Origin of the sequence: Mycobacterium sp., from assembly GCF_044223235.1 — a bacterium.
GTDB lineage: Bacteria > Actinomycetota > Actinomycetes > Mycobacteriales > Mycobacteriaceae > Mycobacterium.
The window spans coordinates 13,109-35,334 of sequence record NZ_JBGAME010000035.1; the positions used below are offsets into that span (position 1 = coordinate 13,109).

Annotated in this window: 36 protein-coding genes; 1 reads left to right on the forward strand and 35 read right to left on the reverse strand. The window is 67.3% G+C overall.

Features of this window, described 5'->3' with window-relative positions; translation table 11 throughout:
- Positions 1-3: 3 nt before the first annotated feature.
- From ADBZ6K_RS24690 to ADBZ6K_RS24860, 35 genes are all read right to left on the reverse strand, one after another.
- On the reverse strand, positions 4-366 hold the full coding sequence (locus tag ADBZ6K_RS24690) for a hypothetical protein (RefSeq protein WP_526351679.1): 363 nt from the start codon (positions 364-366) through the stop codon (positions 4-6).
- Entirely contained in the window at positions 366-626 is a 261-nt protein-coding gene (locus ADBZ6K_RS24695) for a hypothetical protein (RefSeq protein WP_526351681.1), read from the reverse strand. The genes ADBZ6K_RS24690 and ADBZ6K_RS24695 overlap by 1 nt, the downstream gene beginning before the upstream one ends.
- A gap of 3 nt (positions 627-629) precedes the next feature.
- Entirely contained in the window at positions 630-962 is a 333-nt protein-coding gene (locus tag ADBZ6K_RS24700) for a hypothetical protein (RefSeq protein ID WP_526351683.1), read from the reverse strand.
- A complete protein-coding gene (locus ADBZ6K_RS24705) occupies positions 959-1,903 on the reverse strand; it encodes a phage major capsid protein (RefSeq protein ID WP_526351685.1) in 945 nt (314 codons plus the stop codon). The genes ADBZ6K_RS24700 and ADBZ6K_RS24705 overlap by 4 nt, the downstream gene beginning before the upstream one ends.
- A gap of 34 nt (positions 1,904-1,937) precedes the next feature.
- Positions 1,938-2,309: a capsid cement protein gene (locus tag ADBZ6K_RS24710; RefSeq protein WP_526351687.1), complete on the reverse strand. Its 372-nt coding sequence runs from the start codon at positions 2,307-2,309 to the stop codon at positions 1,938-1,940.
- A 1-nt stretch (position 2,310) separates the two neighbouring features.
- On the reverse strand, positions 2,311-3,561 hold the full coding sequence (locus ADBZ6K_RS24715; protein ID WP_526351689.1) for a head maturation protease, ClpP-related: 1,251 nt from the start codon (positions 3,559-3,561) through the stop codon (positions 2,311-2,313).
- A complete protein-coding gene (locus ADBZ6K_RS24720; protein ID WP_526351747.1) occupies positions 3,549-4,916 on the reverse strand; it encodes a phage portal protein family protein in 1,368 nt (455 codons plus the stop codon). Before ADBZ6K_RS24720 ends, ADBZ6K_RS24715 begins: the two co-directional genes overlap by 13 nt.
- Positions 4,917-4,995: 79 nt before the next feature.
- The gene (locus ADBZ6K_RS24725) at positions 4,996-6,657 is read right to left on the reverse strand and encodes a DEAD/DEAH box helicase family protein (RefSeq protein ID WP_526351691.1); all 1,662 of its coding nucleotides are present in this window, start codon (positions 6,655-6,657) and stop codon (positions 4,996-4,998) included.
- Entirely contained in the window at positions 6,644-6,967 is a 324-nt protein-coding gene (locus ADBZ6K_RS24730) for a hypothetical protein (protein WP_526351693.1), read from the reverse strand. The genes ADBZ6K_RS24725 and ADBZ6K_RS24730 overlap by 14 nt, the downstream gene beginning before the upstream one ends.
- Before the next feature lie 577 nt (positions 6,968-7,544).
- Entirely contained in the window at positions 7,545-7,838 is a 294-nt protein-coding gene (locus tag ADBZ6K_RS24735; RefSeq protein WP_526351695.1) for a hypothetical protein, read from the reverse strand.
- A complete protein-coding gene (locus ADBZ6K_RS24740) occupies positions 7,835-8,236 on the reverse strand; it encodes a hypothetical protein (protein ID WP_526351697.1) in 402 nt (133 codons plus the stop codon). The genes ADBZ6K_RS24735 and ADBZ6K_RS24740 overlap by 4 nt, the downstream gene beginning before the upstream one ends.
- A 124-nt stretch (positions 8,237-8,360) precedes the next feature.
- Positions 8,361-9,326 carry a hypothetical protein gene (locus tag ADBZ6K_RS24745; RefSeq protein ID WP_526351699.1) on the reverse strand — a complete coding sequence of 322 codons (966 nt, stop codon included), beginning with the start codon at positions 9,324-9,326 and terminating at the stop codon, positions 8,361-8,363.
- Positions 9,287-9,532 (reverse strand): hypothetical protein, encoded by a 246-nt coding sequence (locus ADBZ6K_RS24750; RefSeq protein ID WP_526351701.1) that lies wholly within the window; start codon positions 9,530-9,532, stop codon positions 9,287-9,289. The genes ADBZ6K_RS24745 and ADBZ6K_RS24750 overlap by 40 nt, the downstream gene beginning before the upstream one ends.
- Positions 9,533-9,674: 142 nt before the next feature.
- The gene (locus tag ADBZ6K_RS24755) at positions 9,675-10,193 is read right to left on the reverse strand and encodes a crossover junction endodeoxyribonuclease RuvC (protein WP_526351703.1); all 519 of its coding nucleotides are present in this window, start codon (positions 10,191-10,193) and stop codon (positions 9,675-9,677) included.
- Entirely contained in the window at positions 10,190-10,360 is a 171-nt protein-coding gene (locus ADBZ6K_RS24760; protein WP_526351705.1) for a hypothetical protein, read from the reverse strand. The genes ADBZ6K_RS24755 and ADBZ6K_RS24760 overlap by 4 nt, the downstream gene beginning before the upstream one ends.
- Positions 10,357-10,614: a hypothetical protein gene (locus tag ADBZ6K_RS24765; protein WP_526351707.1), complete on the reverse strand. Its 258-nt coding sequence runs from the start codon at positions 10,612-10,614 to the stop codon at positions 10,357-10,359. Before ADBZ6K_RS24765 ends, ADBZ6K_RS24760 begins: the two co-directional genes overlap by 4 nt.
- The gene (locus tag ADBZ6K_RS24770; RefSeq protein WP_526351709.1) at positions 10,611-10,856 is read right to left on the reverse strand and encodes a hypothetical protein; all 246 of its coding nucleotides are present in this window, start codon (positions 10,854-10,856) and stop codon (positions 10,611-10,613) included. Before ADBZ6K_RS24770 ends, ADBZ6K_RS24765 begins: the two co-directional genes overlap by 4 nt.
- A gap of 236 nt (positions 10,857-11,092) precedes the next feature.
- Positions 11,093-11,467: a hypothetical protein gene (locus ADBZ6K_RS24775; protein WP_526351711.1), complete on the reverse strand. Its 375-nt coding sequence runs from the start codon at positions 11,465-11,467 to the stop codon at positions 11,093-11,095.
- Position 11,468: 1 nt separating this feature from the next.
- Complete coding sequence (locus tag ADBZ6K_RS24780; protein WP_526351713.1) at positions 11,469-12,059, reverse strand: DNA N-6-adenine-methyltransferase; 591 nt, start codon at positions 12,057-12,059, stop codon at positions 11,469-11,471.
- Positions 12,059-13,618: a DNA cytosine methyltransferase gene (locus ADBZ6K_RS24785; RefSeq protein ID WP_526351749.1), complete on the reverse strand. Its 1,560-nt coding sequence runs from the start codon at positions 13,616-13,618 to the stop codon at positions 12,059-12,061. Before ADBZ6K_RS24785 ends, ADBZ6K_RS24780 begins: the two co-directional genes overlap by 1 nt.
- Positions 13,619-13,635: 17 nt before the next feature.
- Positions 13,636-14,094, reverse strand: coding sequence for an HNH endonuclease (locus tag ADBZ6K_RS24790; protein ID WP_526351715.1), 459 nt, complete (start codon positions 14,092-14,094; stop codon positions 13,636-13,638).
- On the reverse strand, positions 14,091-14,675 hold the full coding sequence (locus ADBZ6K_RS24795; protein ID WP_526351717.1) for a hypothetical protein: 585 nt from the start codon (positions 14,673-14,675) through the stop codon (positions 14,091-14,093). Before ADBZ6K_RS24795 ends, ADBZ6K_RS24790 begins: the two co-directional genes overlap by 4 nt.
- 279 nt (positions 14,676-14,954) lie before the next feature.
- A complete protein-coding gene (locus ADBZ6K_RS24800; RefSeq protein ID WP_526351719.1) occupies positions 14,955-15,347 on the reverse strand; it encodes a hypothetical protein in 393 nt (130 codons plus the stop codon).
- A gap of 31 nt (positions 15,348-15,378) precedes the next feature.
- Positions 15,379-15,636: a hypothetical protein gene (locus tag ADBZ6K_RS24805; protein WP_526351721.1), complete on the reverse strand. Its 258-nt coding sequence runs from the start codon at positions 15,634-15,636 to the stop codon at positions 15,379-15,381.
- A complete protein-coding gene (gene recT, locus ADBZ6K_RS24810; RefSeq protein WP_526351723.1) occupies positions 15,636-16,697 on the reverse strand; it encodes a phage-derived integrase/recombinase RecT in 1,062 nt (353 codons plus the stop codon). Before recT ends, ADBZ6K_RS24805 begins: the two co-directional genes overlap by 1 nt.
- Positions 16,694-17,644, reverse strand: a complete 951-nt coding sequence (locus ADBZ6K_RS24815; RefSeq protein ID WP_526351725.1) for a PD-(D/E)XK nuclease-like domain-containing protein — start codon at positions 17,642-17,644, stop codon at positions 16,694-16,696. The genes recT and ADBZ6K_RS24815 overlap by 4 nt, the downstream gene beginning before the upstream one ends.
- Positions 17,631-17,762, reverse strand: coding sequence for a hypothetical protein (locus ADBZ6K_RS24820; RefSeq protein ID WP_526351727.1), 132 nt, complete (start codon positions 17,760-17,762; stop codon positions 17,631-17,633). The genes ADBZ6K_RS24815 and ADBZ6K_RS24820 overlap by 14 nt, the downstream gene beginning before the upstream one ends.
- The gene (locus ADBZ6K_RS24825) at positions 17,759-18,277 is read right to left on the reverse strand and encodes a WhiB family transcriptional regulator (RefSeq protein ID WP_526351729.1); all 519 of its coding nucleotides are present in this window, start codon (positions 18,275-18,277) and stop codon (positions 17,759-17,761) included. Before ADBZ6K_RS24825 ends, ADBZ6K_RS24820 begins: the two co-directional genes overlap by 4 nt.
- A complete protein-coding gene (locus tag ADBZ6K_RS24830) occupies positions 18,274-18,588 on the reverse strand; it encodes a hypothetical protein (protein ID WP_526351731.1) in 315 nt (104 codons plus the stop codon). Before ADBZ6K_RS24830 ends, ADBZ6K_RS24825 begins: the two co-directional genes overlap by 4 nt.
- Complete coding sequence (locus ADBZ6K_RS24835; RefSeq protein WP_526351733.1) at positions 18,585-18,959, reverse strand: DUF6197 family protein; 375 nt, start codon at positions 18,957-18,959, stop codon at positions 18,585-18,587. Before ADBZ6K_RS24835 ends, ADBZ6K_RS24830 begins: the two co-directional genes overlap by 4 nt.
- Entirely contained in the window at positions 18,956-19,498 is a 543-nt protein-coding gene (locus ADBZ6K_RS24840) for a DUF732 domain-containing protein (protein WP_526351735.1), read from the reverse strand. Before ADBZ6K_RS24840 ends, ADBZ6K_RS24835 begins: the two co-directional genes overlap by 4 nt.
- Before the next feature lie 60 nt (positions 19,499-19,558).
- Complete coding sequence (locus tag ADBZ6K_RS24845; protein WP_526351737.1) at positions 19,559-19,948, reverse strand: hypothetical protein; 390 nt, start codon at positions 19,946-19,948, stop codon at positions 19,559-19,561.
- The gene (locus tag ADBZ6K_RS24850; protein WP_526351739.1) at positions 19,945-20,826 is read right to left on the reverse strand and encodes a hypothetical protein; all 882 of its coding nucleotides are present in this window, start codon (positions 20,824-20,826) and stop codon (positions 19,945-19,947) included. Before ADBZ6K_RS24850 ends, ADBZ6K_RS24845 begins: the two co-directional genes overlap by 4 nt.
- Positions 20,823-20,960, reverse strand: coding sequence for a hypothetical protein (locus tag ADBZ6K_RS24855; RefSeq protein ID WP_526351741.1), 138 nt, complete (start codon positions 20,958-20,960; stop codon positions 20,823-20,825). Before ADBZ6K_RS24855 ends, ADBZ6K_RS24850 begins: the two co-directional genes overlap by 4 nt.
- Positions 20,953-21,543, reverse strand: a complete 591-nt coding sequence (locus tag ADBZ6K_RS24860) for a hypothetical protein (RefSeq protein WP_526351743.1) — start codon at positions 21,541-21,543, stop codon at positions 20,953-20,955. Before ADBZ6K_RS24860 ends, ADBZ6K_RS24855 begins: the two co-directional genes overlap by 8 nt.
- 286 nt (positions 21,544-21,829) lie before the next feature.
- Here ADBZ6K_RS24860 and ADBZ6K_RS24865 point away from each other — a divergent pair, with 286 nt between their 5' ends.
- Positions 21,830-22,024 (forward strand): hypothetical protein, encoded by a 195-nt coding sequence (locus tag ADBZ6K_RS24865; protein WP_526351745.1) that lies wholly within the window; start codon positions 21,830-21,832, stop codon positions 22,022-22,024.
- Positions 22,025-22,226 lie beyond the last annotated feature (202 nt).

Here is a 22,226-nt window from a genome sequence, read left to right on the forward strand (position 1 = left end):
CGGTCAGTAGTCGCACTTCTTGAACCGGCCCCGCGGGGCCGCGCTGGACGACAGGCCGAGGAGTTTGCGCTGACGCTTGGTGAGGAAGTCGCCCACCGCCCGGGCCGCGTCGAACGTCCCCGCCTCCTGCCGGCGGCTGGTGATGTTCTGGAAACTCGACAACGGACCGAGGTGGCCGTACATCATGCAGTCACGCACCACCTCGAACACCACCTGGGAGGCGGCGTTCGTGTCGACGTCGGGCCTCAGGCCGCGGATACCGTCGGACACCACCTGCAACAGCCTTGTGGCCGTGGTGGTTTCACCATCCGACAGGGTGCCCTGGTACTCGCCGGTGAACTCCTCGATCCAGAGGAACGGTTCCATCAGTCCTCGGACTTGCGGCGCGATCGGCGGCGGAGGGTCGGGGATTCCGATCCGTCCTCGACCAGCGGGGCGGCCACGTCGTCGTAGGGCTCGTCGACAATCAGCAAGTCGATCTCCAGCCCGGGCCGGTATGGCTGCAGCGAGCCCGCCTCGACCAGCGGGGCGGCCACGTCGTCATCGACCTCGATGGGCTCCGTGGTGGGCCGCGCATAGTGGAGCTGGCCCACCACACACGGCCGGACCACGTTGTAGAAACCCACCGGTCACTCCACCGAGTCGACCAAGGCCCGCAGGTCGGCCTTCTTCAGCGGCGGACCCAACTCGGCCTCGGTGTAGTCGCTGCCGTCCTCCTTGACCGCGTACGCCACCAGCCAGGCGATGAGCTCCTTGTTGGTGGCGTTCGCATCCGGCTTCCCGTCACCGGCCGACAGCTCGTCAGCGATCGGACCGCCGACGTCGACCACCAGGCCCAGCTCCAGGAAGTGAGCACGCTGATCGTCGGGCAGCCACGCGATGACTGACCCTGCGTAGTGGTGGTGCACCTTCCCCTCGGAGTCCCGGGCCAGGACCAGAGGGGCGACCACCTTGAAGCTCACGCGTCCACCCCGTTGATGAGCCAGCCGGCGCCGGGCTCCAGGACGATCGGCACCGTGGTGCGGCGGGCACGGATACGGAACCCGTCGACGTCCTTGTCGCGGATCGACTGCACCTGCAAACCGTTCTCGGTCTGCACGTAGTCGGGTGAGGACAGCCGCTCGTCGGCGAATCCGCCGAACACCGCGGTGTCCAGCATCAGCGCCTTACCGGTGGCGGGCGCGTTCGGGCTCGTGATGAACGTGAACCCGCCGATCTGCCGCATGTACGCCGAGTTGAGGCCGGCGCGCACAGGAGTGGAATCCAGGCCGCTGTACTCGCGCGGCAGCAGCTTCATCAGGTCGTCGTCGGACACGACGTTGGCGAACACCGCGGGCTCCACGAACACCGCGTTGGGTGCGTAGCCCTGCTTCAGGTTGATGATGCTGGTTGCGGTGCGCATCAGATCCCGCAGGATCTTCGACGTGCCGCCGCCGGTCTTCCACGACGCGATCGCGTTGGTGTTCTGCGTGACCGCGGACACCGCGGCCGACAGGCCGACGCTGTCGATCGTCTTGATGTGGGAGTTCATCAGCTTGCGGAACCCGCGCTCCACCACGTTGTAGCGGTAGCGGCTGATCGCCTCGTCGGTGAGCAGCGCGTCGTTGCCCCACTTGACGGTGTTGGCGGTCGACGCCGGGCCGGTGCTGATCGGGGTGATGGGGTACTCGCCGCCGGGCGGGACGGCCTTGGGGTCCCGGTCGGCGTAGATGCCCTCGTTCTGTTCGTAGCCGATCGAGCCGGACTCGGTCCAGAACTGGCCCGTGAGGATCTTGTCGGCGACGAACTGCTCATCGCCGACCGACCGCAACGCCCGGGCGACCCAGGGGGTGTCCTTGAGGAACCGGTTGATCGAGAGGACGTCGCCACTGAGGGACGGCGCTCCCGGGGGGTACTGAGGCATGGTTACCTACTTTCTGGTGTGGTGTACCCGGGCCTCAGCGGCCCAGCTTGACAAGGACTTTGGAGCTGGCCGCCGCCGACAACGCGATGCCGACGACCTGCACATCGTTCGCGGCGCTCGGGGTTCCCTGATCGGCGACCGCGCCGGCCGCCGCCGGGATGACCAGCGCGCCAGCCGCGATTGCGCCGGAGGCGTTCAGCAGGTGCACGCCCTCGGTGTAGACGACGACCTGCGCGCCGCTGGCGGCGTCATGCCCGGCCACACCGAGCCACGCCGAGGTCGCCGCGCTGGTGGGGGCCACCGTGTCGTTGCCCGACACGTAGACCACCTGCCCGCCGGTCACCGCGGCGGACGTGGTGCGCGGCAGCCGATCTGCCGGGAGGTAATGCGGGGTGTGCTCGGCCATGTCAGGCGTCCTTTCCGAAGGTCTTGCCGGTGATCTGGGCGTAGACGGCGGCGTTCTCGGCGTCCTGTGCCGAGTCCTCGCGGCTCACGCCGTGGCCGATCTCGTCGACCGGGACCGCCTTGTTGGCGGGCAGCGTGGCCAGCAACGCCAGCGTGCCGTCGCGGTTCTTGCCCAGCTCCGCGCGCCAGGTGTCGGCGCTCTTGGCGTCGATCCGGCCGGTGGCCAGCGCGTTGGTGATCGCGGCCTCGTTCTCGGCCTTGATCGCAGCCTCGTTGCGCGCCTGCAGATCCGCGACGGTAGCGGCCATCTGGTCGAACTGCGCAACGTTGACGAGCTTCTGGCCGAACTTCGCGGCCACCTGAGCCGCTTGCTCGATCGTCGGCTCCGCAGGCGGACCCTGCTCGGCCGGCGCGGCGAACTTCTCGATCGCCTCATTGATGGCGTCTTCGTCAGCTTCGGCGTCGAGGCCGAGCTTCTGGAGCGCGCTCTCACTCAGTGCCACGGTGGGCTCCCTTCTTTCGGCCTCGACCGCTTTGGGACGAGGGGTCTCGTTGTGCGCCTGCGGTTTACGAGGCGCTGGCGCATGATCACGCCCGGCATGGTTGAACACCGACAGGTCGAATCGGTTCTTGGTCGCCGCCTTGCTGTCACTCTTCGGGTTGGTGTCGAGCACACGGTCGGCCAGCTTGGCGTCAACGGCTTCCTGCGCTGACCACCACGTTTCGGCGGTCAGGATGTCCATCCACTCATCGACCGATCCGCCGGCGCGGTCGCTGAAGATCGATGCGATGTTCTTGCCGATCCGCTCGAGATCGTCGGCCATCTTCCGCATGTCACTGGCGTCGCCGACAGTGAACGCCCACGGCAGATGCGCCATGATCTCGGAGTTCTTCGCCATCACCAGCTCGTCGCTGGCCCCGACCGCGATGAACCCGGCGCTCGACGCGGCCACTCCATCGACGGTGGTGACCACTCTGGCGTCGTGCTGACGCAGCGTGTTCATGATGGCGATGGCCTCGTAGACGTCACCGCCCGGCGAGTTGATGTGCAGGTTGATCGTGGTGATTCCGTCGCCGAGCGCCTTGAGCTCGTTGCGGAAGTCGACCGCCGAAACGCCCCAAAACCAGTCGATCTCGTCGTAGATGTCGATCTCGGCCACCGCGGCGTCGTCGGCCTTGTTCTGGATCCGATACCACGGCCGGGTGTCGGTATTCGTCGGGCGCGAGGCCCGCCGCCGGTCTAGTTGTCCCATAGCGTCGGCTCTCCATTCAGCTTCGCCTGGCGTGCGCGGGCCTTGGGGGCACGGCGCGTGTGCGGCTTGACGTTGACGGAGCCACCAGGCTTAGGCGGCTGCGAATCGGTGGGCACCGCGGGCTCTTCGGCCTCGCGGGCCGTGTCCGGATCCGGCGACGGCAGGCCGGTCGCTGACCGCAGGAACGCCTCCAGGCGCTCGTCCGGCGTGAGCAAACCCGCGCTCACAAGCATCTGCAGTGCTGCCGCCGTCGCGTCCTGCCGTGAACCGATCTCGTCGAACACCAGCACCGGGGCAGGCTCCTCCGGGCCCCAGTTGCGGTCAACGATGTCCTCAACCACATGCGCCTGGGTGATCTCGCGAATATCGTCAGCGACCGTCTGCACCGACTGCACGAACGTGTCAGCCTGCACGCTGGCCAGCGCGTAGCTGCCGCCCTTACCGTCCAGGTTCAGGAAGTGCGCCAACGCCACCAAAGCCATCTGGTGGTCGTGGTACTCGATCGCGCGCCGCGGATCCATCGGAGTGCCCGACGGCGACGCGATGACGAACTCCTCACCCTCCGTCAACGCCAAACCGGCCGACTCGCCGCCGCCATAATTCGACGCGATATCCAGCAGCTCATCCATGCGGTCGTCGTCGCCGGAATCGCCTTCGTTGCCCTTGATCACGGGAACACCGATGCCGTGCCGCCGTGCCGCGGCGGCCTCGATGCGCATTAGCTCGTCTTTCCAGCGCCAATGCTTGTACGCCGGCCGCAACAGGCTGTTGCCCACCCACACACCGGGATCCATATCGCGCGTGTAGACCACCAGTCGATCCACTGGGATCGCCGGACCCATCTGCGTCGGCGCCATCACCACCATGCCCGGCCCGCCGAACGTTCCCGCCGGCCACTGCTGCACCGAGATCAGACCGCCGTCGCGGTCCACATTCCAGTACGCGATCGACGACTGCGGCCGCGGCGCCAACTTCCGCAGCGGAAACAACCCGCCCACCGGTGCGCCGTAGACAATCTCGAACACCGCGTGGCCGAACTGCTGCGCCGTCAGCACCTGCTGCAGATGCCGTGCCCACGAGAAACTCCCGCGGGTCCGCGGCGTCGGCCGGTCCTCGTCGTCACCCTCGATCGGAAGACCCATGCTCGTCGCGACGTGCCGCACCACCGCGTCGTCGGCACCGTTCGGGCGGATCCGCCACGGTGTACGCCGGATCGGCAGCCCGAGGGCCCGCAACACCGACGCGATCCGGGCGTCCTCACGGACCATCCGCCCATACGTAAACACCGAATTCGGCCACGTCAGATCAGGATTCACCTCGAGCTGGTCGAGCATCGGCAAACCCCAGGCCGCCATATTGCCCGGAATGGGGTTGACGTAGCCCTTCTCCGTGCGAGGAGCGGCTGTCTTCGGTGCCACAAACGCTCCTCTCAAGTCAGAAAGCGGCTGTCATCGGATCGAACTCGGATTTACGGCGCCGACGCGGCGCACCCACCCCCGGGCCGGGGTTGCTCGTCTTCTTCGCGGCGGCGGTGCGAGGCGCAGCAGTCCGACGCTTCCGCACCGCGCCGTACTTCAACAGCGCCCAACGGGCCAACGTCGCACCCATCAACTGCGCGTGCGACGCCGCATCGAACACCTCCCACACAAACCCCCCGCCGCTGGCCGCCGGGAGCTCGCGCTTAACAGCCGCCTCGACCGCGGCGGCCAGCCCGGAATGCCCTGTGTGCGACAGCAGCCCGGCCAGCGCGTCGGACAAGAACCCGCCGCACGCCTGAGCCTCCTCGACCCGGTTCGGAGTCACCACCTCAAACCCCGCCGCCTCCAGATCCGGCACCACCTCAGCCGCCGCGCCGCGCGCCACCACCAAAGCCGACGGATTCCACGCCGTCATCACTGCGGCCACCTTCGCCACCACCACAGAGGCCGGGACATCCTCGGCATAACCGACATCGATGTGGATCCGGCCGTCCATCGTGCGCTGCGCCGCGACGATCGCCCACTGGGACTCGCGTGCAAGCACCACCACCCGCGAGCCGGTGAGCGCCGGCACCGGACGATCAGGCTTCGGTCCCATGCGCTCCCACACCTCGCTGGGTATCTCCGACGGCCGCTTATTGGCCGGCGGCGGATAGTCGCCCCACCCGAGCCAGTCCGCATCAAACAGCGCCAGATCTTCCGGCCCGGCGTCCTTGGCGCCCTGCAGGTGGGCTTCCATCTCGCGGTCGTCGTTGACGACGCCGTAGCTGGGTTGTGCCAGCGGGTAAGCCGCCGGCTCGCCGCGCTGGAATGTCTTCGGTGCCCGGTACAGCGCGCCATAGAGGCCGGGTGTGTCACCTTGCTCGACGGATCGCACTAGGCCGGCGAAGCGATGGCAGTTCGGATGCTGCGACACCACCGGCGGCGTACTCGCGTAGATCGTCTGCGCGTTGCTCGATGCCGCCTGGGCGCCGGTGAGGTTCGCGACTTCGCGCGGAACCAGGTCGTATGCCTCATCGAAGATCACGTCATCGAGTTCGGTGAACCCGCGGGCGAAGTGCTGAGTGCGCGGGCCGAAGTTCGCCTTGACGACATGCTTATCGCCGCGCTCAGGCTTGAGCACGATCGTCGGCCGGTTGTCTTTCTTCGACGGCTCGGTGGCCAGCCGGCGCATCAGGGACGGGCTCCGTTCGATGATCGCCACCAGGCGGTCGTAGACGTCCTCGACGGTGGCGTACTGCTGCGCGGTGTAGACCACTCGGCGGCGGTGCTTGAACAGGCGACGGATGATCAGTAGGGCGAGCATCAGCGTCTTGCCCTGCTGGCGAGTAGCTTCCAGTACCGCGACGCGATGGGTAAACAACTCGATGCCATCCGCGTTGGCCGGCTGCCGCGACTCGAACCCGCGGATGACCATCCACTCCCACGGCAGCAGGTGCACGCCGATCTTCTTGCCGAACTTCGCCGTGAGGTCGCCTTGTGTCTCGTCGCCCTCATGCCAGCACTCGAACTCGGGCCACTGCCGGCCAGTGAGCCGCGGGAACGTACCCAGCCACTCGGGCCACTCGGTCGGCCAAGGCCGATTCGTCGTGCCGGGCGGGAACTCAGTCGCCGTCATCGAGCACGTCATCCTCGGCGCCGCCGCCGGCATCGAGGACAGCGCGTTGCCGGCGAAGCGCGGCCAGCGACTTCTCCATCTGCGCGACCGTGGCCCGATGCTGACGCAACACGTCGGTCACGATCACCTCCACGGTCTTGACGCCGATCTTCACTTCCAGCCAAGAATCACGATCACCGCGGAGCAGCGCAGTCAGCTTCTCCAGGTGATCGGCAACATGAGCTGCCTGCTCAACCTGGAACGTAAACGAGTACGGGTCACCGGCCTTGGAAAACTCCGCGACGAGCCGCTTACCCGCAGATTCAGGCATAACCCGAAAGTCGTTGCGCCGCAGCGCCTTTGGTCAACGAAATCCCCGATTTCGCCAGTTCCGAACGGCAACGGTCCACGTCCGCGTTCGTGCTGGTCAGAGCCATTTTTGCACCACTCAGGAAAAAAGAAAATCCTGACTCGGGGGTCATTTGGCCTGCCCCCGCCCCCTTCGATATTTCTCGGGGGGTGGGTGCGGTCATATTGGCCAGTCCATTGCGCGGTCCTCGTTCCGTGCGGTTGGTTTGGCTCGGCTCGCTGCGGCCAGGTGGTCGTTGACTCCGTCGCCGCGTTGCTGGTTGCACTTGCGGTGCAGCAGTCGGTCGGGCGGTGGCATTTCGAGACCTCGGCGTATCGCTTCGGCCCTGGTCATTTCGCCGTGGTCACCTTGTAGTCCACCGCTGAACGGTATGCCTGGCTGGTAGTCCCAGTTCTTCTCGGCCGCGAGCCACATCGCCTGACCACACCAGTCGCACTTCGACCCATCGACGTGCCGGCGTTTCAGTGCGGCCACTGCTTGCTGATGCTTCCACCCGAGCCCGCGTTCCTTGGTGGTCTTGCGCTTGGCGGATGGCAACTCAGATGACCAGGTCGGTGTCGGTGTCGCTGTCAGCGCTGGGCTCGACCACCTGGACGTGGAGGCTGAATCCGTCGCTGCGTTTGTCGATCGTGGAGGTGATCCACGGCAGCTGGGTGCGGTTGTTGAGCATGCGGTCGAGGTTGGCGGCGAGCATGACGGCGAATTCGATGCATTGCTCACGGTTGAGCACTCGGGGGATGCTGGGCCCGATTTGTTGGCGGAGTTGTTCGGGGATGACCTGTGGCCGGGGCGGGACGGTGGGTCCGCGGCGTCCGCGGCTTTTGTTGCTCATCGGCAGGTCTCGAAGTGTGCGTTCACCGCGTTGGCGGTGGTGGCGTCGATCTTGAGGAAGTCGCGATCGATGCGGAGTTGGTAGAGGGGGGTGCGGCAGCGGTTGCAGTGGATGGTGCGTTCGGTGGCTTGTTCGGCGGCCATCTGTGCGGCGAGCTCGCGGGCGCGGGCCTTGATGTCCTCTTTGGCGATGACCTGGTAGCCGAGAGCGCCGAGCGTTTCGATGACGCCTTCGCAGATGGCCTGAGCGAGCGGCCCGTTGGTGGCCTCGGCCTGTTCGGTGCTCATGCCGGAGGTGTTGAAGCCGGGCATGAAGATGTAGCCGGTTTCGCCGCGGTCGTTGGTGTGCTGGAGGCGGCCGAGGCGCGGGGCGAGCAGCGGGGCAGCTGGGTGTTTCACTGGGGGTCTCCTGGGCAGTGGAGGGTGGTGAGACGACGAACGCCCCGCGCCTGGCAGGGCGTTTCGGGGCGTTGGTTTTGAATCTGGGCAGCGTTGTAGAGCGCTGGTTTCGCGGCCAAACGTATCACACGCATGTTTTTTCGCTGGTCAGGGCGTCGGAGTGTCGGATTGCGGTGGCGTAGACCTTGCGGACCTCGGAGAGGCGGTAGACGGGTTCGTCGTGGTCGTTGCGGCGGTGCAGGCCGATGGCGCCGCGGGTGCCGTCGGGGTTGTCTGGGCGTTTGTATCCGCGGGCCTTGACGCGCCCTTCGGTGCGCCAGCGTCGCCAGGTCCGTTCGGGGATGGGGGTGCCGCCGCTGGCCATGATCATCAGGGTCTCGGCGCTGGTGAACCGCATGTTGTTCGCGCGGTCGAGTAGGCGGTCGGTGATGCGGTCGACGTTGTGCGTGGATTTGCATGCAGCGCAAGTGATTTCGATTGCTCCGGGTCTGGCGTAGAGCAGTCGGCCGCAGTGGCGGTTGTGCTCGACGTAGTGCGGGCAGGGGCCGCAGAAGCGTGGTTGTGGTGGCCGGTTAATCACCCGCTCGATGTCGGCGACGATCTTCTTGACGTCGGCGTAGTGCTCACCCGCGGCTTCGTCGAGCGCGAGGGACTGTACGTGCGTGTGGAGCCAGCGGGCCATGTCCGTTTCGGGCTGAGAGCGATTCTGCGGCTCATAGACCACGCTCCGGGTCTCCTCCATGTGCCGCACCAGCGCTACGAGCGTGGCGTTGACGTCGGCCCGCACTCTGACGGCACGGGCGTTGATGCCGCCGAGCGCGAGGAACCGGTCGAGCAGCTTCGGGTCGCCTTCGGGCGCAAGGCTGTCGCCGTGCAGGCCTTCAGGTTCGCCGCGGGTGCGTCGGCCGCCGGAGCCCATGCGTGTCTGGCCCACAGTGGCGTCGTGGAGGTATTCGAGCCAGCGGGGCAGGCCAGCGAGCATGTCGCGGAGGTCGTCGGCGTGAGGGCGGCAGAGGAGGAGCGGGGAGCGAGCTTGGCACACTTGGCAACTCACCGGGCGGCGACCTCCGGTGTCCAGCCAGAAACCCATCGGTGTTCGATCACCGGTTTCGGTTCAGCGATCGCAGCCCCGGACACGCCACCGAAGCGGTGCCAGAAACTCGACACGATCGACGCGGCGAAGTTGTCGGCATCCTCGGGGTCGTCGAATGTCGCGTTGCTGCGCCCTTGCCACTCCTCCGTGACGGACCACTGGCGCGCGAGTCCCCCAAGGGCTGCGTCGATCTCGGCGGCCACATGGGCAGCCCAGTCGCCGTATGCCATCACAGAGCCGCAATCGCACCCTTCACAGCATCCGTAGTCGTGTTTGACGCGGCACTCAGAGGGCGGGCCGGTGCGCTCATGCGCTGCGAGTACGGCTGCGATGGTTTGTTGAGCGTCAGGCACGGGCTACCTCCGGCCATTGGACTTTCTCGAGTGCGGTCGCGTGCCTGGCTTTGGGTTCGAATGGGAGGGGGTCGCCGCAGTGGTAGGCGCCGATGGTGGCGAGAGCGATCGAATCCGCTTCGTCATGGTTGGAGATTGCTTCGCGGTACCAGAGGCGGGTGGTGTTGAGCATGTCGAGTTTCTCGGCGTTGCCCTTGCCGGTGGTCCACACCTTGAGCGTGGCGGGGTTGATGACCGCGATGGGCATCCGCCTGCGCAGTGCGCTGTACACGCCCCACCAGAGGGCGGCGCGATCGAGCGCGGAGGGCAGCATGGGGCCGTGGTAGAGCTGGTCCTCGATGAGCGCCAGGTGCGGCGTGTGGGGGGCGATGATGTCGAGGATGGCGCGGCATTGGCTGGTGATGCGGCGGGAGCGTTGGTCGTAGTTGTCGCCGTTGCGGCCGCCGTGGCCGATGGAGCGGATGAGTGTGGGCCGGCCGTCGGTGAGGACCGCGATACCGGTGCGGGTCAAGTGTCGAGGATGGCGCGGCATTGGCTGGTGATGCGGCGGGAGCGTTGGTCGTAGTTGTCGCCGTTGCGGCCGCCGTGGCCGATGGAGCGGATGAGTGTGGGCCGGCCGTCGGTGAGGACCGCGATACCGGTGCGGGTCAAGGAGAGGTCGAGGCCGAGGGTGATCATGGGCGCTTGCACCCCACGGCGACGTCGAACGAGTCGCAGGCGCGGCATTCCCAGCCCCATTCGGTGTCGACGACCTGGCCCTTGCCGCATGTCGGGCATTGGCGTTCGGATGCGTCGATGAACTCGGCTACGGCTCGCTCGAATGAGCTGCACGCGATTCCGACGCACCCGTTGTCGGCGAACCCTTTCGGGTAGTCCAGTACCCATGGGAGGACGGGTGATTCGGTCTTGTGGATGCGGAATCGGTCGCTCATCGTTGCGCGCCTTTCGCCATTGCGGCGCGGACTTTCGCCATCCCACGCTGCGCGGCGGCTGCGTGGTCCTGGTGGTCGCAGACGCGCCGGCCGCGGTAGCCGTCGTCGTCGCACAGGCCGCACGCGACGACCGCGGCGGTGCGCAGGTGCGCCGGCTCGTCGTTGAGCTCGGTGGCGCGTTCAGCGCGGGCCGCAGCCTGGGCGGCGCGGCGCGCTTCGAGGGACTCGTGCGGGTCAGGCATGGCTCGCCTCCGGGCCGCGCGAAGCGCCGGCCATCGCTCGTGTCGCTTCGGCTGATTGGGGAAATCGTTCTGCCCCCCTGCGCGCGTTTCTCAACGTGAGATAGCTACTCAGGGTGGGTGGGTGTTTGTAAGTCTGTCTGTCTGTCTGTGCATTGCGTGGAGCACTGCGTGGAGCATCACCGAGCATCGGTGGGGCATATGCTCGGTTGGATGCTTGAGCATGCTCGGGCATATGCTCAAATCGCTTGAGCATCGCCACCTCCATTCTCTCTGCGCCAACGCTTCTCGGCCGCCCGGCGAGCTTTCTCGCTACGTGCGAGCGCGGCGTCGTCCACGGGGTTGCTCTCGGCCCAGTCGTTGATCTCGAAACCGCCGCCGGGCTTCGGAATCCACAGGCCCGACTCGACGGCGATTCCGGCGTCCTTCTTGGTAATCGCGTACCGCCGAAGCGCGCCCTCGGGAAAGAACCCATCGGTCAGCGTCTTTCCGATGTGGCACATCATCGACACGTGGGCGACCACCACGCGGTGCTGGTTACTGTCGACCAGGTCCATGATCTTCGGGTTGTCCGGGAACGTGGTGTCGAGCCGGATCCATTGCAGCCCAGCCATTTCAGAGCGTCCCTCTTTCGTCATCGAAGTCGATCGCCTGTTGGTCGGTCCATCGCAGCGATGCCGGGTCTAAGTCCCAGGTGAGTAGGCAGCAGCCGAACGGCGGCCGTTCGTTCGGGCCGACCCGAGTCCTGCCGGGCTGGATGAATCGCATACGGCCGGGCAGGAACGTCACCGCGAGCGGGGACTTGTCGCGGTGAGTGTTTGGGATGCCGTCGCGGTACGGCTCGACCATCTGTTGCCACCAGCCCTGTTCGGTGCGGTTGGCGGGCAGCAGCATCGCGATTCCGTCGCACGTTTCGTGCTCGCGCCACGCCTTCTCCACCCAGTGTCCGATGCGTGAGTAGGGCGGGTTGCACCACACCCGTTCCCCGGCCCAGGACTGGCGCAGCCCGTCGTCGGCGTAGGTGAAGTAGTGGGCGCACTTCGTGTTTCCCGCCGAGGCGGCTACGTCGAGCGTGAACGGGCCCAACCACTTATCGAACCGGGCGAAGTCCTCCGGCGTGGTGGCGCGATCGTCGGTGTCTTGGTCGGCGCCGTTCGCTTCGACCTGCTGGGGATGGTTTCGCGCCTTGAACCTGACCAAGCTCATCACGCGACCCCGAGTGATTCGGCGACGATCCCGACGAGATCCCTTGCTGCTGGCGGGGTTACGGCGTTGCCTGCTTGGCGGACTTGTTCGCGGCGGTTGCCGAGGATGACGTAGTCGGCCGGGAAGTCCATCGCGCCGGCGATCTCGCGTGGCTCGAGCATCCGGAACAGGACGTCGTCGACGTCGATCGTGGGCTGGTCAGCGGACAGTAGCGATTGGTGGCCCGCGGTGGTGACGGTGCGGACCGGCTCGGCCGCTGGAGTGACCATCTCGGCGCCGTCGCCGCGGCTGCCGTTGTTGCGCATGAGCAGCGCGTGCCGTTCCGTCGCCGTAACAGTCGACAGCGCGTCACCGGTGGGCCTCGTGCCGCCGTTGCCGTAGTAGGCGGTCACCAAGCCGTGGTGGTTCCCGGCCGCGGTGACGGTCGCGAGCGGATCAGACACCTGGCGGGCGACGCTACCGCCGCCGCGCAGCTCCGTGATGAACGCGAGCCCGGTCTCGTTGCGGGTGGTCTGCGTCCGCAGCGGCTCGTCGACCGGCTGCGCGGTCTTGCCGTTCCGGCCCTCCACCGGCACCGCCAGCGCCTTGGAGATCGTCGTGTGCACGGTGCGCATCGGATCGTCGACAGGCCAGGCCCGGTAGTACCCATCGGCGCGGCCGTGCGCGGGATGCCGCGGGTCGGCAGCGTCGTACGTGTTGCCCGCAGCCTCGATGAGCAGCGGCGCCCAGTAGCGCTCGATACCCACCCGGATCCGGGCCAGCGTCTTGTCCGCGAGCGGCTTGTCCCGGTCGCCGATCCGCTTGCCGAGCAGTGTCCAGTCGATGATCTCCGCGGCGGGCCGGAACGCGGGTTCGACGATCTGGTTGCGGCAGCGCACGTTCGGGCAGCGGTAGACGTACTGCTGCCGGTAGCGGCCCCACGGTGCGCGGTCGGCGCGTTTGAACACCTGCCGGGCCTGCACCGCGCCGCACTCGGTGCAGACGGCGGCGGGACTGGTGACGCGCACGAAGTCGGGCATCGGGTTGCCCTTGCGCCAGAACACGACGTACATGCGGTCCCGTGACTGCGGAGCGCCCGGGCCGAGCGCCTGCGCGTGCATGCTGTTGAGGAAAACGATGTGGTGGTCGTAGCCGAGGCAGTCCATGGCCATCAGCCAGGCGCGGAAAGGTTCCCAGTGCCACGCGTCGACAACGTTCTCCACGATGACCGCGGAGTAGCGGTGGACCTCGGCGAACCGCGGGACGTCCCACATGGTGGCGCGGGACCGCTCGGCGGCCGCGTCAGGGAGGATCTCGCCGAATAGGTCTGGTTGCGCGGCGGCGCGCTTGCGGCCCTTGGCCACGCTGTGGTTCGTGCACTCCGGTGATGCCCAGAGGATGTCGGTGCGCGGGAAGTACCGCGGGTTGATCTGCGACAGGTCCGCGCACAGGTGGTCGGCGTCGGGATGGTTCGTGTTGTGGGTCTGGACGGCGAGATCCCAGTGGTTTGCGGCAACCTTCACCACAACACCCGGAATCTGAATGGCCCCGGTGCTGGATCCGCCAGCGCCGCAAAACATGTCCGACAACGTCAGGGTCACGACGCCTGCTTTCTCGCGGCGTACCGCTCACGCAGGTTGATGCGGTCACACTCGGCGCAGTAGCGACGTCCGTTGCGCCGCGTGCGCACATTGCGGGGATCGGTCCAGTCGTGACCAGCTCGGCGGCAGCGGGTCTGCGCGCGACCCAACCGCTTCATGTTCTCGGTGTGGGTGACGGCGTTGTGATGCGACGGGCGTACGCACGCGACATTGCGGCAGACATGGTCGAGGTCCAGGCCGTCGATGTCCTCGCCGGTCATTAGGGCGAACACGATTCGGTGCGCGGGCTGATCTCGGCCGTCGACACTGATATACGGGTATCCGGCTGAGTTGTGCCACGAGTCGAACAGCCAGCACGTGCCAGCGACCGGCATCAGTGGGTTAGTGGGAAACGGCCCGGCGGTGATGATCTTGGCGCGGAAGCGCTCCGGCAGGTCTGTCAGGGTCAGGGTCACGTGGGCACCACTTCCCCGACGACGGTGACGATGTGCCCTCTCTGCAGTTCGTGTGTCTGGACGGCGATTTCGAGTACGCGGCCGGTGAGGTTCCATGTGCGGGTGCAGTCTTGGCAGTGTGCGGTTACGCCTGGGCCGGGTGGTGGCTGGACCCGCACCGTCGGCGGGGGTGGTGGCGGCGACGGTGCGGGTGTGGGTTTCGGCGTGCTGGTTGCGCGGGCGGGTGCGGCGGTTTGGGCTGGTCGGTCACCGCACTTCGCGGTCGGGGCGCACTGCCACCCTTGCGCGGTCTGGACGTACCGCCTGGTGCCGACCCGGCCGCACAACCTGCAGGTGCGCTTAACAGCGTCCTGCGGGGTCTGCGACTCCGCGACGGGCTCAGGCTGGGGCGCTGGATCGGCGACGGCCGCGGCGGCGTGGATGCGTTCGAGGATGGTCTCCACCACACGGTCGGCGACCTCGTCGGCGATGCCCTGGATGATGCCGCGGACGAGCGCGTCGACACCGCTGTGGATGGCCTCGTCAGACATGCCCGCGATGAGCTTCCGGACGACTTCAGCTGGATCCGCGACCGCGGTCATCCCTGCACGCTCCCGACCGGCCACTCGTCATCAGCCCACACCGAGGTGCGCACCGGTGCGGTCACTTCCGCGCACCGCGGGCACACCCACCCGTCGACAGGCTGGACATCCACCACAGCCCGCTGCGGGCACACGGAGCACTGGGCGATGAAGCCGAGGATCATCACTTCTGCGCCCGCCGGGCCTTGCGCTCATGGAGCGCCGTGCACTCGCAGCCTTTGCGGCAGCGGCCGGTGACCTTGTGGTGTTTCCAGGTGTGGCCGCACTCGCTGCATGCCATCACTGCCCCCCGTCCGAGAACTCCGGCCCGCCCTCGAATTCGCCCGGCTCGTCACCCTCTTCGTCGGTGGGTTCGCCGTCGTCGTCGAACAGTGCGGGCTGGTCGTCGTCGTCTGCTGCGGGTGGTTTGTGGCCGGGGAGCCAGACGGCTTGGATGGAGAGTTGGCGGCCGTGGCGCATTTCGCCGTCGGTGCGTTCTTTCTCGGTCTTGCCGTTGCAGCGGACGCGCACGAGGTAGGTGCGGACTTCGTCGATTTCGGGCGGGTTGTCCAGCGGGGCGGGAGATGTGCCGAAGCTGAGGTAAGCGGGCGCGACGGACAGCAGGTCGTCGGGTAGGTCGTCGAGGCTGTTCGTGGTCGGCGTGTCGGCGGGCATTTTGGTGACGATTCCCATGGGGCTGGGGTCCTCTCGGTCGGGTCGGGGGTTACAGGCGTTCGTTTGTGGCGGTGCGGGTTTCGACGCGGGGCGCGTTGACGTAGCCGTTGGGGCCGAGGCGGACAGCCCAGTCATCCGGGTCGTCGCCGGGGTCGTCGCCGTGCCAGTCGGGGCAGCAGCCGGCCAGCATTGCGTGGACCTCGGCTCGCTTGAGCATCGTGTCGACGAATGGCGGCGTGACTTCGCGGTTCTCGACAAGCGCCAGGAGACGATCAGCCTCGGCATAATGCTCGCTGGGTGTGAGCATCACTGGCCGTTCTCGCTGAACAGGTCGATCAGTTTGTTGGCCTGCTTCAGCGTCAGATCCGAGTCCTTCGTCACCGACGCGCCGGTCGCGGCGAGCACGTACTCGAACCATGAGGCGTCGTCGTCGCAGCGTTCCGCGGAGCGGATCTGCGCCAGCTTGGCCAGCTCGGCCTGGCCGGCCATCTGCACCTCGGTCGGCGGTTCGTCCGCCGGTTTGCGTCGACTCCGACTGGACTTCTCCGGTTCAGTCACCGGAGGCGGCGCTTCGTCGACCTCACCGTCGATGTAATCCGGGGTTGACGCAACGGATCCGGGCAACTCCATGGCCTGCGACCGCGACAGATCCGTGCCCGGTCGGTCGTCGGAGCGGATCGCCGAATCCAGTCGCGTTGTCTTCGGCGCCAGCTTCAACACCTGCTTGAGCGCGGTTTTGCGTTCCATCCAGTGTTGCGGGTCCTTGATGTCACCCGATGATCCGACCTTGCCGCGGCGAAGCGTCTTGATCTCTTCGGCGGTGAACACATCCCATAGAGGTTGCGCGCCGGTGACTTCCACGATGGCGTAGAAGTACACGGGCTGGCCGCGGTCGCCGCTGGCAGCGGTGTGCTCCAGGATCGGGTTGAGGCCCTTGCTGTATCGGAACGTGTCGTTGGCGCCGACCCATTGGGCGTCGACCCGGGCCGCGCGGGGATGCTGCCAGAACAGCTTGACGATGCCTTGGTATCCGATGATCAGCTGGCATTCGACGACTTGGCGGCGGTTGTCGCGGTAGGGCACGAGGTAGCATTCGCCGTTCACGCCGGGTTCCAAGCCGAGGGCGGACGCGGTGAGCAATGCCCCAGCGAAAGACTCCTGTGTGCAGTCCTCGAGTGACTGCTTGGCGATGCCTGCGGCTTTCGCGTTGCGGGACTTGCGGACTTCGGTGGTGACCAGGCGTGCGATCCGGTCAGCGTCCATTCCCTTGGGGACAGCGCGGGCGATCTCGGGTGTCAGGATCTTCAGCAGTTGGGCGGTGTTCGCCGGTTGCCGGGCGGGCTGTTCGATGGTGGCTGGCGTGCTCAAAGTGAGATCTCCTGATCGTCCAGTGGGTCGGTGTCGTAGATGTAGTTGTCGATGAGGTCTCCGACGGTGGGTTGTCGTGGAAAGGCCCAGGGAGGGATGCTGATCGGCTGGACGTGGTCGTTCCCGGGCCACGCTGGCCACGCGTCGGCGGCTGCGCATTCGGCGTACAGGTCGACCGCCTGCCGGTTCTGGGCCCGGCCCTCCGCAATGGCGTCGGGGGTGTACTCGATGACCGCGGGCAGGTAGGGCGGTTCTTTCTCTTGGACGACGAACACGAACACGGGGTCGGTGTGCATGACTGCGGCGACGAGGTCGATGTACCAGGCTGCTTGCCGGAAGTAGCCGTACGTCCAGAACTTTCGTTCTAGTTCGTCGGGGTCGGCGGTGGTGGACGTCTTGTAGTCAACGATGACCAACTGTTCGCCCTGGCCGAAGTCGAACAGGGTGATCCAGTCGGTGCGGCCCCGGAGCCGGACGCCTGTGTCGGGGTCGGTCTGGTAGAACGAGGTTTCGGCGTGGCCTTTCGCGAATAGCGGCCCAGCGATCACATGCCTGTTGCAGGCCAGGACCATGCGCAGCGCCGCGACGATCTGCTTCGGCAGCGCAGGCGTCTTACCCGCCGCGTGAGCCTCGTCGCGCGCCTTCTGGGCGGCCTTGGTGTTGTAATTCGGCGCGTCGACGACCGCGATGCCCTGGCCCTTCCCAAGGCGCAGCTCATGGACGAGATGCCCGAAGTCGTACTCCGGCTTGGGCTTCGGGCGGTGCAGCATGGCTTCCCGGAACTTCGCCGGACACGGCTTGGGTGGGCGCCCGGGGGGAAGGATGAGGTTCGCCCCGGACATGGATAGGCTGCGCCGGTCGGCGTGGTAGACCTGCTCGGGAATGGTGCTGTAGAGGCCGTCCTGGTTGGGAACCGTGGTTCGCGCCGCGGTGTCACCGATCGTCACGGGCGTCCTCCCGGCTGCCGCACATGCCGAGCCACGCAGCGGGATGTGCGGTGTCGTCCATCTCCGACATGTCCGCGACAGCGGACCTCCACTCGTCGCATTCGTACTCGAAGCTCATGACGCCGCCTTCTTGGTCTGTCGGTGCCGTTCGCTGCGGCAGGCTCGGCAGCAGTAGAAGAGACCTCCCATGCCCGACCCGGCGGAGAACTCGCCGGCTGGTTTGGTCAGATCGCAGACAGGGCAGTGCTTTTCGGTGAGGGTTCCGCGTTGAGCCGCTTCCCACTGCCTTTTCTGCGCGTTTTCCGCGTCGAGGCACGCCCGGCAGGGGTGTTCTCCGTGGCGGCGGTGCGCTTTGGCGTTGCCTGGGGTGCCGCATTTCGCGGGGTTGAATGGCCGCGGCCCCTGGTGCTTGTAGGCGTCGCCTTGGTTGTGTCCGCGGCCAGCCCACACGCCGTCTGTCGCGCCGGCGGCCCGGCGCAGCTCCTCGCATTGGGCGGTGACGGGGCACCGTGCGCAGATCCGGGCGGCTTCGGCGATCTGGGCTTGCGCACCGGCGCCGGTTTTCGTGGTGAAGAACAGTTCGGGATCCGCGCCGACACACGCCGCCTTGTCCATCCAGGCGAGGGCGGTCATGGTTGTCCGCCTTGGGTTTTCAGCCAGTCCTCAACGGCGGTGCCGAATTGTTCGGCGGGGTCGTGGACGGTGAACGGTGAGCACAGGCGTTGGACGATGTGCCCGGCCCAGTCGGTGACGCCCATGTCGCGGGCTTGGACGGCGCGGATCTGGTGAAGGGTGTGTTCGGCTTCCGCGCGGCTGTCGAACGTTGAGGGCGGCGGGTTGTGGAAGCAGACGCCGAACATGCCGCCGTGACATTGACATTGGTTGCGCCACAGTTCCCCGTTCGGCATGGCGATGGCCCATTGCTTCGTGAAGTCGTTGGTCACGCGACGGCCCGCCTGACCGTGTCCTTCGCCCGCGTGAACAGGGCGACGACGTGTGCGTGGGAGGCGGCGTCGTTGAACTCCGGGACCGTCCAGCCGCCGGTGTTCGCCTGCAGCGCTTCCCGGCAGGTGTCGAAGATCGCTGTCCCGGGCACGATCGCGTCGAGGCCGTCGACCGCGCCCATGAGCCGCACGGTGGCCGACGCGCGGGCCAGCGCACCGAGCGCGTCGTAGGCCTGCGGCTCCCCGTCGGCCACCCGCACCGACGCGCCCTGGCACCACGATCCGCGGTCCCGGATGATGTCCTGCGCCCAGTCCAGCGCTTCGATGAGCACATCGACGGGCGGGGCGATCAGCACGTCACGGTGAGTCATGCTGCGCTCCCGGCGTCGAGCTGGTCGAGGTGTTCGGGGCAGTAGGTGTAGGTGGCGGCGCCGATGAACCATCCGGCTTGGTACCAGGACAGGCCGGATGCGTCGTGGACGGCGGCGCCGACCTGGTTGAGGGTGTGGCCTTGGTCGAACGCTGTGCACACCGTGTGGGCGGCGGTGATCGCGGCGTCGGGTGTGGTGTAGCCGATGTCGGCGTCGTCGAGGGCGGACAGGAACGCGGCGTCTGTGACGGGCCCAGCCTGCGCGGGGATCGAGAACGCGAGGGCGATTCCGATGATCGCTGATGCGACCATGAGGAGGCCGACGCCGAGGCGGGAGCGGTCCGGGGGGCGCTGGTTGATGATGAGGGGCCAGCCGGGCTGGTGGTCCGTCTTGGCGGTGTGGAACATGGCGTCGGCGACGGCCCGGCCGCGCAGCATCCGGCGCGGCCCGATCCACCCGGTGCACGAGCACTCGGCGCGGGCGGAGAACCGGTGCTTGACGAACACGGTGGTGAAGTGGCCTATCCTGGTCTGTGACATGGGGATCCTCGTTTCCTGTGTCGATGGCCCCGGACTGCGCGAACAGCCGGGGCCGTTCTCTTACTTGGTGTCTTGCTCGATGCCGCGCATGAACGCGGCGGCCTGGCGGAGTTCGGGGGCGAGGTCGAGCTGGCCCCAGTAGGCGAGCCGGTCCGCGGCGCGGGTGAGCAGCTCGGACAGCGGGCGGTCGGGCCCGGCGGAGGGATCCGGGGTGGCGGTGCTCACCTCCGCCGGGACGTCGCCGGTTTCTTCGCAGCTGTCGCACCAGTCCCGCGACGACAGAAACCCTGCTGGCTCATCGCAATTGGTGCACTGGCGGAGTTCGTCGTCGGCGGGCCAAACCTCTTCCGCGGCTTCGGCTTCCACCAACACCTGCTCGGCGGGCCGGGGCACGGCGGGGTCGACCGGCGCGAGCAGACCGGCCGCGACACGGAGCAGGGTGCGGATCATGGGGCCACCAACTGAACTGGATCGCCCGATCGGCAGCCGTAGGGTGAGCAGCCGTCGGGGTCGCCATCTTCGAATAGGTCGAGTTGGCGGTCTTTCCATTCGCCGCGGGTGATCCGGTCGATCGGCGCGAGATCGAGTGGAACTCGGGATCGGTGTAGGAATGCTTCGCCGTCGAGTGGGTTGGCGCTGGCGCCGCCCTTGCGGATCTGCCGGTCGAAGTCGACGGCGTCTGCCCACTGCTCGGGGTGGTTGTCGCGTAGGTCGCGCCACTGGGCGTTGCCGTGGAATGGGCAGCCGATGCAGGCGCTCTTGGCGGTGTGGCCCCATCCGGCGGCGGTGAGCCAGCGCTGGCAGTCCTTGCGGGACATGCCCAGTTCCAGCAGCGGGTAGCGTGGCCGGGAGTAGTTCACGTCCAGCCGGTCCCGGACCCGGCCGATTTCGTCGGTTGAGAATCCGATCCATTGCTCTGCGAACACGTCTCGCGGGACAGGCGTGGGGTGGGGGTATCCGAGCAGATCCCGCACCTTGACCTTGATCGGCTTCAGCTTGTATTCGGATGTGCATTGGCGACGGCCCATTCCGTCGCTGCCATCGGCGTTTCGGGTGTAGTACGGCACCGACACGAAGCGGTGTTCGGGGTCGAGGGTATCGGCGCGCAGGTTTCCCGATGAGACGACGTACAGCGGGATACCCGCGCTGGCCAGCACGGTGCGCAGTCGATCGACCTGCTCGTAGACCGAGGGTGGTTCCCAGCCGGTGTCAGCGAAGATCGCGGCGTCGAGACCGGGGAGTGTCCCGTCGCAGGCCATGAGTGCCAGGACTGTTGACTGGACTCCGGCGCCGAGGGATAGCACCCGAAGAGTCCGCAAATCACTCATGGCAGCCACCGCCGGATCTCCTCGTCGGCGTCGGTCCCCCTGGAGGCGATCCAGATCCCCAGCCGGATCCCCACGATGACGAACAGCGTGAAGATCCCCACCACGGTCAGGGCGTCGAGCACCGCCTCACCCACGGTCGTCTCCGATCACGCGGGCGCGCAGCTCCGCGAGCGCGGTGTCGACCCCGGCCAGTACGGCTTCGGCTTCCTCCCGGCGCTGACGCTCGTGCCCGATCGCGTCCTCGGCGGCGTAGGCACGCATCTGGGCTTGCTCGAGGAGTTGCGCCATGGCGTCGCGCTGGCGGCGGCACTGCGCGGCGTCCTGGACGAGCTGGTACTCGCGCCGCGCCAGAGCGGCGAACTCGGCCGCGTCCGCTGCACGCTCGGCGTCCACCGGGCCGGAGCCTGAGACGCCATGGTCGGCGGCGAAATGCTCACCCAGCCAACGGTTCAGCGCCGCGTAGTCCTCGAGCGTCCCGTCCTCGTCGAACTCGATCTCGGAGCCGCACGGGCAGTCGTAGTATCCGACAGCGCGGGCCATGTCGTCGCGCATCGTTTCCAGGTCGGTGGCGTCGCGGTCTGCCTGCTGGAGGGCGGTGAAGAACGCGGACGGCTGCTGGGGGGGTTCGGCGAGCACCTGGTCGAGCGCGGTGGACGCGTGCAGGCCGGGCCACGCAACACGGGCCGAGGCGGGGACGGGTTCCTGGCGGAGCATCATCGGTGCCGTCCTCTCGGGGGGAGCGCGTACAGCAGCTCGGCGAGCCAGATCGCGGCCACGGCGGCGAACGCGACGGTGAGGAACTCGAAGACCGTCATGACGCGCCTGCGCCTGCTTGGGTGCGGCCCCGGCCGGTGGGGGTTCCGGCGGGGGCCGCGTCTCCCTCAACCCCGGGGGTCCAGTCCGGGAGAGGTGAGTCGGGGTGGCCCGGGTCAGCTGCAAGGGGGACCGACCCGGGCCGTTCTCCTACGCTCGCCGTGTCAGCACCAAACGAAGGAGAAGAATCGTGGTTGAGTACACGCTGCACTACTCGGGCGAGGCGATACCGATTGACGATGTCAATGCCGTCAAGGTTGAGAACGCGCTCAATGCAGTCGAGAAGGCCGGAAAGGTCAGTGTTGTCCAGCTGGACCATCCGGGTGGAAGCGACCTGGTCTTGATCGGCCCCGGTATTCCGGTCCGCCTCAGCGCGGTTCGATAGCGCAGCGGCGAGTTCCTCGCGCACGATCTCCCGCACGCGGTCCTCGGTGATCTGGATCGCCGGGATGGACGTTCCGTCGAAGGCGGTCATGCTGCGCCGCCGTCCTGGTGTGTGAGCCATGCGTGCAGCCGGCGTTGCCACGGCTGTCGGTAGAGGCGCTGGCAGGGTCGGCAGGACCAGACGGCGCGGGGAGCACGGTCGC

Coding starts and splice junctions, on each gene's coding strand:
- ADBZ6K_RS24690 (WP_526351679.1), bottom strand. CDS start 366: ATGGAACCGTTCCTCTGGATCGAGGAGTTCACCGGCGAGTACCAGGGC.
- ADBZ6K_RS24705 (WP_526351685.1), bottom strand. CDS start 1,903: ATGCCTCAGTACCCCCCGGGAGCGCCGTCCCTCAGTGGCGACGTCCTC.
- ADBZ6K_RS24710 (WP_526351687.1), bottom strand. CDS start 2,309: ATGGCCGAGCACACCCCGCATTACCTCCCGGCAGATCGGCTGCCGCGC.
- ADBZ6K_RS24715 (WP_526351689.1), bottom strand. CDS start 3,561: ATGGGACAACTAGACCGGCGGCGGGCCTCGCGCCCGACGAATACCGAC.
- ADBZ6K_RS24720 (WP_526351747.1), bottom strand. CDS start 4,916: ATGGCGGCCTGGGGTTTGCCGATGCTCGACCAGCTCGAGGTGAATCCT.
- ADBZ6K_RS24725 (WP_526351691.1), bottom strand. CDS start 6,657: ATGACGGCGACTGAGTTCCCGCCCGGCACGACGAATCGGCCTTGGCCG.
- ADBZ6K_RS24730 (WP_526351693.1), bottom strand. CDS start 6,967: ATGCCTGAATCTGCGGGTAAGCGGCTCGTCGCGGAGTTTTCCAAGGCC.
- ADBZ6K_RS24735 (WP_526351695.1), bottom strand. CDS start 7,838: ATGAGCAACAAAAGCCGCGGACGCCGCGGACCCACCGTCCCGCCCCGG.
- ADBZ6K_RS24745 (WP_526351699.1), bottom strand. CDS start 9,326: ATGGGTTTCTGGCTGGACACCGGAGGTCGCCGCCCGGTGAGTTGCCAA.
- ADBZ6K_RS24760 (WP_526351705.1), bottom strand. CDS start 10,360: ATGATCACCCTCGGCCTCGACCTCTCCTTGACCCGCACCGGTATCGCG.
- ADBZ6K_RS24765 (WP_526351707.1), bottom strand. CDS start 10,614: ATGAGCGACCGATTCCGCATCCACAAGACCGAATCACCCGTCCTCCCA.
- ADBZ6K_RS24770 (WP_526351709.1), bottom strand. CDS start 10,856: ATGCCTGACCCGCACGAGTCCCTCGAAGCGCGCCGCGCCGCCCAGGCT.
- ADBZ6K_RS24775 (WP_526351711.1), bottom strand. CDS start 11,467: ATGGCTGGGCTGCAATGGATCCGGCTCGACACCACGTTCCCGGACAAC.
- ADBZ6K_RS24780 (WP_526351713.1), bottom strand. CDS start 12,059: ATGAGCTTGGTCAGGTTCAAGGCGCGAAACCATCCCCAGCAGGTCGAA.
- ADBZ6K_RS24785 (WP_526351749.1), bottom strand. CDS start 13,618: ATGTTTTGCGGCGCTGGCGGATCCAGCACCGGGGCCATTCAGATTCCG.
- ADBZ6K_RS24795 (WP_526351717.1), bottom strand. CDS start 14,675: ATGACCGCGGTCGCGGATCCAGCTGAAGTCGTCCGGAAGCTCATCGCG.
- ADBZ6K_RS24800 (WP_526351719.1), bottom strand. CDS start 15,347: ATGGGAATCGTCACCAAAATGCCCGCCGACACGCCGACCACGAACAGC.
- ADBZ6K_RS24805 (WP_526351721.1), bottom strand. CDS start 15,636: ATGCTCACACCCAGCGAGCATTATGCCGAGGCTGATCGTCTCCTGGCG.
- ADBZ6K_RS24820 (WP_526351727.1), bottom strand. CDS start 17,762: ATGAGCTTCGAGTACGAATGCGACGAGTGGAGGTCCGCTGTCGCGGAC.
- ADBZ6K_RS24825 (WP_526351729.1), bottom strand. CDS start 18,277: ATGACCGCCCTCGCCTGGATGGACAAGGCGGCGTGTGTCGGCGCGGAT.
- ADBZ6K_RS24835 (WP_526351733.1), bottom strand. CDS start 18,959: ATGACTCACCGTGACGTGCTGATCGCCCCGCCCGTCGATGTGCTCATC.
- ADBZ6K_RS24840 (WP_526351735.1), bottom strand. CDS start 19,498: ATGTCACAGACCAGGATAGGCCACTTCACCACCGTGTTCGTCAAGCAC.
- ADBZ6K_RS24845 (WP_526351737.1), bottom strand. CDS start 19,948: ATGATCCGCACCCTGCTCCGTGTCGCGGCCGGTCTGCTCGCGCCGGTC.
- ADBZ6K_RS24850 (WP_526351739.1), bottom strand. CDS start 20,826: ATGAGTGATTTGCGGACTCTTCGGGTGCTATCCCTCGGCGCCGGAGTC.
- ADBZ6K_RS24860 (WP_526351743.1), bottom strand. CDS start 21,543: ATGATGCTCCGCCAGGAACCCGTCCCCGCCTCGGCCCGTGTTGCGTGG.